9 protein-coding genes are annotated in these 7252 nt (G+C 72.2%); all 9 read right to left on the bottom strand.

Going from position 1 to position 7252, the window contains the following annotated elements; all coding sequences use genetic code 11:
- Positions 1-258: 258 nt before the first annotated feature.
- The 9 genes from ABT171_RS27915 to ABT171_RS27875 all read right to left on the bottom strand — a co-directional run bounded on the left by ABT171_RS27915 (position 259) and on the right by ABT171_RS27875 (position 7078).
- Positions 259-1482 (bottom strand): cytochrome P450 family protein, encoded by a 1224-nt coding sequence (locus tag ABT171_RS27915; RefSeq protein WP_351248456.1) that lies wholly within the window; start codon positions 1480-1482, stop codon positions 259-261.
- A gap of 29 nt (positions 1483-1511) precedes the next feature.
- Entirely contained in the window at positions 1512-2729 is a 1218-nt protein-coding gene (locus tag ABT171_RS27910) for a cytochrome P450 (protein WP_351248454.1), read from the bottom strand.
- Positions 2726-2902, bottom strand: coding sequence for a hypothetical protein (locus ABT171_RS27905; protein WP_351248452.1), 177 nt, complete (start codon positions 2900-2902; stop codon positions 2726-2728). Before ABT171_RS27905 ends, ABT171_RS27910 begins: the two co-directional genes overlap by 4 nt.
- Entirely contained in the window at positions 2899-3525 is a 627-nt protein-coding gene (locus ABT171_RS27900) for a GTP-binding protein (protein WP_351248450.1), read from the bottom strand. The genes ABT171_RS27905 and ABT171_RS27900 overlap by 4 nt, the downstream gene beginning before the upstream one ends.
- Positions 3503-3856 (bottom strand): DUF742 domain-containing protein, encoded by a 354-nt coding sequence (locus ABT171_RS27895; protein ID WP_351248448.1) that lies wholly within the window; start codon positions 3854-3856, stop codon positions 3503-3505. The genes ABT171_RS27900 and ABT171_RS27895 overlap by 23 nt, the downstream gene beginning before the upstream one ends.
- Complete coding sequence (locus ABT171_RS27890) at positions 3853-4275, bottom strand: roadblock/LC7 domain-containing protein (protein ID WP_351248446.1); 423 nt, start codon at positions 4273-4275, stop codon at positions 3853-3855. The genes ABT171_RS27895 and ABT171_RS27890 overlap by 4 nt, the downstream gene beginning before the upstream one ends.
- Before the next feature lie 2 nt (positions 4276-4277).
- Positions 4278-5675 carry an ATP-binding protein gene (locus tag ABT171_RS27885; RefSeq protein WP_351248444.1) on the bottom strand — a complete coding sequence of 466 codons (1398 nt, stop codon included), beginning with the start codon at positions 5673-5675 and terminating at the stop codon, positions 4278-4280.
- 921 nt (positions 5676-6596) lie between these two features.
- Positions 6597-6725 carry a hypothetical protein gene (locus tag ABT171_RS27880; RefSeq protein ID WP_351248442.1) on the bottom strand — a complete coding sequence of 43 codons (129 nt, stop codon included), beginning with the start codon at positions 6723-6725 and terminating at the stop codon, positions 6597-6599.
- Complete coding sequence (locus ABT171_RS27875; RefSeq protein ID WP_503076867.1) at positions 6722-7078, bottom strand: SseB family protein; 357 nt, start codon at positions 7076-7078, stop codon at positions 6722-6724. Before ABT171_RS27875 ends, ABT171_RS27880 begins: the two co-directional genes overlap by 4 nt.
- Positions 7079-7252 lie beyond the last annotated feature (174 nt).

The following is a 7252-nucleotide window of genomic DNA, read 5'->3' as shown; positions in this document are numbered from 1 at the left end:
GACCTGCTGAGGTGCTGGACCGGCACCTGCACCACCTGCGGCCGACCCCTGCCGACCAGCAGAACCAGAGCCAGAACCTAACGAAGCACTACTAGGGTCTTTCGTTTGGATCAGGCCGGATCAGGGAGCGGGGTCTGGTGCCGTGCATCGCAAGGCGGAGGAGGGCGACATGGCGGAGCCATGGCAACCGACGACAACGCCGCGAGGCGCGGTGCCAGGGTCCGCGAGCCCGGCAAGATCCAAACGAGAGGCCCTAGGTCACGGGCGCAGGCGTACCGGGAGTTGCTGGTGGCCGTTGCTGATCAGGGAGGGCACGGGCCGCAGTTCGCCGGCGGGGACCGCGAGTGTCATGTCGGGGAAGCGGGCGAAGAGCTGTCCGAGGGCCTCGGTGACCTCCAGCCGGGCCAGCGGAGCGCCGAGGCAGAAGTGCACACCGTGGCCGAAGGCGAGGTGTTCCTTGACGGTACGGGTGACGTCGAAGGTGTCAGCGGTGTCGCCGTGCCAGTCCGGGTGGCGGTTGGCGGCGGCGTAGGACGCGAGGATCGGCTCGCCCCGCGCGATGGTCCGCCCGTCGGGCAGCTCGATGTCGGTGACGGCGTAGCGCAGGGGCAGGTGCTTCACGGCGGGTTCGTGCCGCAGCGTCTCCTCCACGACGTCGCCCCAGCCGGCCTTGCCGGTGCGGACGAGGTCGAGCTGGTCGGGGAGGGTGAGCATGGCGACGATCGCCTGGTCGATGACGTTCACCGTGGTCTCGTACCCGGCGCTGATCATCAGGAGCAGTGTGTCGCGGAGTTCTTCGCCGGTGAAGCCGGTGCCGTCCGACTCCTCGTCACGGGCCGCGATGAGCAGGGACGTCATGTCGTCGCCGGGGGTGCTGGTCTTGGTGGCGATCAGGTCGTCCAGGACGGCGTAGAGCCGCACGGTGTTGGCCTGGGACTGCTCCTGCGTGAGCGTGGTGTCGAAGACGGCGTCCACGAGCTGCCGGAAGTCGGTCCGCTGGTCCTCCGGCACTCCCATCAGGTGGCCGATCACGGAGATGGGCAGGGGGTAGGCCAGGCGTTCGCGCAGGTCCACGACCTCTCCGGCGGGCAGCGCGGCCAGGTCGTCGATCAGCTCGGTGACCATCGTCCCGACGGCCGGGCGCAGTTCGGCGATGCGTCGTGCGCTGAAGGCGGGGGCGACCATCCGCCGCAGCCTGCGGTGGTCGGCGCCGTAGGCCGTGAACATGTTCTTCACCGCGACCCACAGGGCGAGCGGCCATGTCGTGACCGCCTGTTCGAAGCCGGGCCAGTGCGCGCGTGCGTCCTTGGAGACGGAGGGGCTGGTCAGCAGCTGTTTGAGGAGGGCGGGGTCGGTGACCGCCCAGGCCTGTACGCCGAGGATGTCCACCCGGGTGGCCGGGCCCTCGGCGCGCAGGTCCCGGTGTTCCTGGTGCCGGGCGGCGCCGGAGGGGTCGAGCACGAGCGGGGTGTGCTGGGACATGCTGGTCTCCTTCAGACGACAGCGGGGAATCAGACGGCAGCGGGGAAACGGACGGGCAGGGCTTCCAGGGCGCGGTGGAACGGCCCCGGCCGCCACGTCAGTTCGGACACGGAGCAGGCGAGGTCCAGCTCGGGGAGCGCGTCCAGCAGCCAGGTGATGGCCGTCTCGGCGATGAGGTAGGCGTGGGTGCGGGCGGGACAGGTGTGCGCGCCGATGCTCCAGGACAGGTGCGCGCGGTTGCCGGCGAGCTGGCCCTCGGTGACCCCGCCGGTGACCGCCGGGTCGTTGTTGCAGGCGGTCATGGAGATGAGGACGGGCTGGTGGGCGGGCAGCAGCACCCCCTCGACGTCGATGGGGTACGGCGGGTAGCTGATGCAGTAGTTGGCCATCGGCGGGTCGGTGTACAGGACCGTGTCGAGGGCGTCGCGCACGGGCTGGCCGGCGTGCAGGCCGGCGGCGAAGTGCTCGTCGGTGAGGATCTTGAGCACGGTGTTGCTGATCAGGTTGGTCATCGGCTCGATGCCCGCGCCGTAGAGCGTGACGAGCTGGTGCAGCATCTCCACGTCGTCCAGGCGGGCGGAGTGGGCCAGCAGCCGGGAGGTGATGTCGTCGCCGGGGTACTGCCGCCGCAGGGCGACGAGTTCCGCGAGCGCCTGGCCGAGCATTACGTTGCCCTGCGCGGCGGTCTCGGCCTCCGCCTCGAACATCTTGGCCATGCCCTCGGCGATGCGCCGGCCGATCTCGTCGGGGCAGCCCAGCAGCGCGCTCAGGACCTGGAAGGCGATGGGCCACGAGTACTGGGTGAGCAGGTCGGCGTGGCCGCGGGCACGGAAGCCGTCGATGGCCGCGGTGGCGGCCTTCTCGACCAGGGCCCGCAGCTCGTGCTGGTCGACCGCCTGCAGGCTCGCGGTGTTCGCGGCCCGGTAGCGGGCGTGCTCGGTCCCGGACGAGCGCAGCGCGTTGGGGCGCCACTCCATCATCGGCCGCACCGGGCAGGTCTCGGGGACGCCCTGCTGCCAGACCCGCGGGTCGGCGGGGAAGTGCAGCGGGTCGTTGAGGATGCGCCGGGCCTGGTGGAAGCCGATGACCAGGGTGGCGGGGATGCCGGGGGCCAGCTCCACGGGCACCAGCGGCCCGAAGACGCGGCGCATGCGCTCGTAGGCGGAGTGGGGGTCGGCGGCGAACTCGGCGTCGTAGAGCGCGACCGGCGCCGACGGGACGGCCGCAACGGGCTCGTGGGGGGTCATGAGCGAGGCTCCACAAAGGGGGCGGGAAGGGGGCGGGCGGACAGGCACAGGACCAGCGGCCCCAAGCCGCGGCCCGTGCGCACGCAGGCCGAATGGGCGCCGGCGGCGAACCCGGCGTCGTAGAGCGCGACCGGCGCCGACGGGACGGCCGCAACGGGCTTGTGGGGGGTCATGAGCGAGGCTCCACAAAGGGGGCGGGAAGGGGGCGGGCGGTCAGGAACTCGATGAGGGTGATCAGCGCGTACACGCAGGACCGGCGGTCACGGGCGTCGCACTCGGCCAGCGGTGTGTCGGGGTCCAGCGCGAGTGCCTGGCGGACCTCGTGCAGGGGGTAACGGGGCGCGTCGGGAAAGACGTTGATGGCAACGGCGTACGGTGTCTGCTGTTCCTCCAGCAGGCTCAGCACCTCGTGGGAGCCCTCCAGGTCCCGGGTGTCGGCCAGCACCAGGGCACCCAGCGCTCCTTCGGTCAGCCCTTCCCACAGGGGGCGGAAGCGGGTCTGGCCCGGAGTGCCGAACAGATACAGGACCAGCCGGTCGTCGAGCAGATGGATGCGTCCGAAGTCCATGGCGACCGTCGTGGTCGTCTTGTGCGGTGTGCCGCGCAGATCGTCCACGCCGACACTCGCCTGGGTGATCGGCTCTTCCATGCGCAGCGGTGCCACCTCGGAGACACTGCCGACGAAGGTGGTCTTGCCGACCCCGAACGCCCCGGCGACGACGATCTTCGCCGACCGGGTCACGGCAGGGGCCAGATAGTGAACGGCGGGCCGGTCAGACCAGTTCGCGGAGTCCACGGAGCACCTCCTCCAGCAGGTCGCGTCCGGGCCGGCCGCCCTGGACGGGGGTGGGGCTGGCCAGATGGCCGCTGTCCATCAACGACGAGACGAGGATCCGGACGGTGGAGGGCGGCAGCTCCAGCGCCGCGGCGATGTCCGCCACGGCCAGACCGCCCCGCCCGCCGGCGAACAGGCGCATCACCCTGCGGGCGTCCGGCGCCAGCGTCTCGGTGGGGCCGGACGCGGCGATGAGCACCGTCTCCAGACGTACCTCCCGGCTGGGGCGGACCTGTCCGCCGGTACGGACGTAGGGCCTGATCAGGTCGGGGTCATGCCGCGGCCCCGTCATGTCGCGGTGCCGCCTTCCGAGGCCGGGTGGCGGTCCGAGACGCCCATCTCGTGCCCGAGCCGTGCGGCCAGCCGCACCATGTGATGGCTGATCAGACCCACATCGGCCTCGGGGCCGGTGGTGACCACCGACAGCATCGTGTTGTGCGCCGCCGCCGTCGTCAGCCCGATGCGGCCCTGCGACTCGATGAGCAACTGGCACATTCCCTTGCCGCCGACGTGCTCGTCCCACGCCTTGCCGGCGGCGCGCAGCGACGCGGTCACGGCGGCGAGTTTCTCCGCGTCCTCCTGACCGATGGTCGTCGTGCGGGCCTGCAGCAGGCCGTCGCCGCTCATCAGCACCGCGTACTCAACGCCCTCGACGCAGCCGAGCTCCTGGTCGAGCAGCCATCCCAGGCTGTTGCTGTGCGTGTCGCGCATGGTCAGTTTCCTTCGGTAAGTCCGGTGTTTTCGTCGGTCTGGCGCCCTCGGCGACTGCCGGCCGCCCAGGCGGCGGCGACGCTCGGCCGGCCCGGCACGGCCGGCGTGTCGGGCTCCGGCGCGGGCGCGCTGCGTGTCCTGGCCGGGCGTCGGCGGACGGTGAGTCCGCTCGCGGTGGTCGCGGCAGCCGCCGGGGCGGCGGATTCCCGGGGGGCCGGCACGGCCGCGGGCGGGGCGACGGCCGCGGCCGTGGCGCCGGCGGCGGGCCTGGCAATGGCAGCGGGCGCAGCAGCGGCGGCCGGCACACCGGCGGTGGAGAACACCAGGAGGTTCTTCGGCAGTACCAGCACCGCCCGGGTGCCCTGGTAGATGTTCGGCGCGCTCAGCTCGACCCGGAAGCCGTAGTTCTCGGCGAGCAGCGAGGCGACCCTGAGGCCCGTCTGCGGATGCGCGCCGAGCTGGGTGATGTCGTCGCGGTCCTTGCCGGACATGATGTCGCTGGCCCACAGCAGCCGCTCGTCGTCCATCCGCAGGCCGGCGTCGTCCACGGTCAGGAAGCAGGCGTGATGGCCTTCCTCCACCGAGACGTGCACCCGCGCGGTCGGCGGGGAATAGCGCAGGGCGTTGTCCAGCAGCACCGCCAGGGCGTGTACGACGGCTTCGACCGCGCGGCTCTGCACCGCGACGGTGTCCAGCTCCTGGTGCTCCACCCGCTGGTAGCCCTCGATGCGGCCCATCGCCGCGCGGATGACATCGGTGAGGGAGGTCTGCGGCCAGCGCCGGGAGAGTCGGTCGCCGGCCAGTACCGCGTAGCCCTGTGCGGTGAGCAGCATCTGCTGCGCGATGTGGTCGATGTGCACCAGCGTGGCGTACGCCTCGTCGTCCTGGTGGGAGCGGACCCCCTGGCTGATCTCCCGGCTCAGCCGCGACGCGCGTGCCACCACGTTGGACGCGAAGCTGCGCACGGCCGCACGCGTCGCCTCCCGCGACTCCCGGCGCGCGCCGGCGATCTCGTGCTCCGCCGCGGAGCGGATCTCGGCGATCCGGTGGTCGGCCGCGGCCTGCGCGGTCTCCCGCACCCGCAGCACGGTGGCGACCGCCTGCCCGGCGACGTCACGGAGGCGTTCGGCGAGCGGGGTGTGGGTCAGCGGTGGGGGCAGGGGCAGGTCGGCACCGCGGTGCCCGCCGGGGACGGGAGCGGCGACCGCGGGCAGCACGTCCGCGGCCAACTGCCCCAACGCGTACTCCACGGCGCGCAGTTGCCCGGTGAGCTGTTCCGCATGGCCCTGGAGCTGGTCGGCCCTGCGTCGCTCGCGTCGATAGGCGCGGTGGAAGTGCGCCGCGGTCCCTGCGGCCGCCACCGCGACCACGGCACCGACGGCAAGTATCAGATCGGTCATCAAGTCCTCTGCAGAGTGTCCGAGCCGCGAACCGGTCAGTGAAAGGGGTGGACGGCAGTGGCGGCCCCCGCCAGGCGGGACGGCGCTGCGGCCGGCGCAGCGGACGTGACCGGCCGCCGGCCGCCCGAAGGACCCCCATCTGGACGCGAGCATGACAGGCCGGAGCCCGGGAACGCCGGACCTCCCGCACTCCGACGCGCCTCCCGCGAGAAACGGGCACGGCCGACGGGGAGAGCGGGGCACGGCCGGACGCCGGGCACGCCCGCACCAGGGGCGTGCCGGATAAGGCGGGGAGTGCGGCGGGCAGGGTGTCCTCCAGGCGCGCGGTCATATCGCCCTGCGCCACGTCCGCGACGCCCGCCGGCCGGTTGCGATCCGGTCCGAGCCTATCGGCAAACCAGGACGGCGTTCGAGAGCCTCCTGCCAGAACTCTGTGAAGGATCGGCGGCGGCCCGGCATGTCGTCGCACGTCCCCTCCCTCTCGAACGGCGCCCCCGTTCCCGTCACTTGCGCTCTTGATCGAACGTGTCGCAGTGTAACGAGGCCGGGACAGCGCGCCAGGCCGCGCACGCATCATCCGTGTGACGAGCGGGAGTTCACACTGTCGCGGATGCACGGGGAGCGGCCGGGTCGCACGGACCCGGCCGGGAGGGCTCGGTGGACTCGCAGGCCGGTGTGCGCGCCTTCGGAAGCGGGGCGCGACAGACGGCTGCGGCGGTGAACCGCACCCCGGGCGCCGGCCCGACGGGGCCGCCCACCCCTGAGGGAGGACCGTCGCGGCGACCTCCGAGACGGCCGCCGCGACGGCGCATCACCTGGCCGTACGAGGTCTCCGTGGAAGACTCCGCGGACGTGGCGGTCCCGGCGGGGCCGACGCCCAGGCATACTCGATCACGTAGCAGGCGCCGGGCCCGCCCACCGTCACAGCCCGTGCCGGTCGAGGATGCTCATCATGCCGATGTCCTTCAACTCCGCCAGGGCGTCGGTCAGGCCCTTGGCGATCAGCGCCAGACCTTCCGCCTTCAGGTCCTTGCCGCGTTCACCGGTCACCGCGCATCCCCCGTCGCTGTCGCCCGTGCCTCGACGTCCACCGCCACCGCGTCCGGCACGATCCCGCGCACCGGCGGGAACAGCGCGCCCTCACCCTCGGACCCCACATCCAGCGCCACCCCGCACGGCACCCCCACCGCCGGCACCGCCGCATCCAACAACCGCGCCCCGAGCCACCGCTGAAACGCCCACTCACGCCTGCCCTCGCCCCGCGCGAACGCGAAACGGGCCAGCGCACGCTCATCGGAGAAGGCATAGGTCCAGCGGACCCCGCCGAAATCGCCCGTCAGCGGAGCCTCGTCCTCATTCACCGGTACCAGCACCGCGGTACGACGGAACTCATCCAGGAGCACAGCGAATTCACGACGCCTGCGTGCAACGGCACCGGATTGGAGGGTGCTCGGCGAGGGCTGTGTCAGCAGCAACGCGGCTCGGAATCCACCGCCCAAGTTGGCGGGTTCCTTACCAGGGCCCCGGCGTTTGCCCGGCCCGTTCGACTTGGGTGGGTTGATGTCGGCGGCGGCCCA

Origin of the sequence: Streptomyces sp. NPDC001851 (assembly GCF_040297165.1) — a bacterium.
Taxonomy (GTDB): Bacteria; Actinomycetota; Actinomycetes; order Streptomycetales; family Streptomycetaceae; genus Streptomyces.
Note: the sequence above shows the minus strand (reverse complement) of the source record. Positions and strands in the feature narration are given on the sequence as shown.

Excerpts from the sequence above, each read along its gene's own strand:
- ABT171_RS27915 (WP_351248456.1), bottom strand. The coding sequence starts at position 1,482 with ATGTCCCAGCACACCCCGCTCGTGCTCGACCCCTCCGGCGCCGCCCGG.
- ABT171_RS27910 (WP_351248454.1), bottom strand. The coding sequence starts at position 2,729 with ATGACCCCCCACGAGCCCGTTGCGGCCGTCCCGTCGGCGCCGGTCGCG.
- ABT171_RS27905 (WP_351248452.1), bottom strand. The coding sequence starts at position 2,902 with ATGACCCCCCACAAGCCCGTTGCGGCCGTCCCGTCGGCGCCGGTCGCG.
- ABT171_RS27885 (WP_351248444.1), bottom strand. The coding sequence starts at position 5,675 with ATGACCGATCTGATACTTGCCGTCGGTGCCGTGGTCGCGGTGGCGGCC.
- ABT171_RS27895 (WP_351248448.1), bottom strand. The coding sequence starts at position 3,856 with ATGACGGGGCCGCGGCATGACCCCGACCTGATCAGGCCCTACGTCCGT.
- ABT171_RS27890 (WP_351248446.1), bottom strand. The coding sequence starts at position 4,275 with ATGCGCGACACGCACAGCAACAGCCTGGGATGGCTGCTCGACCAGGAG.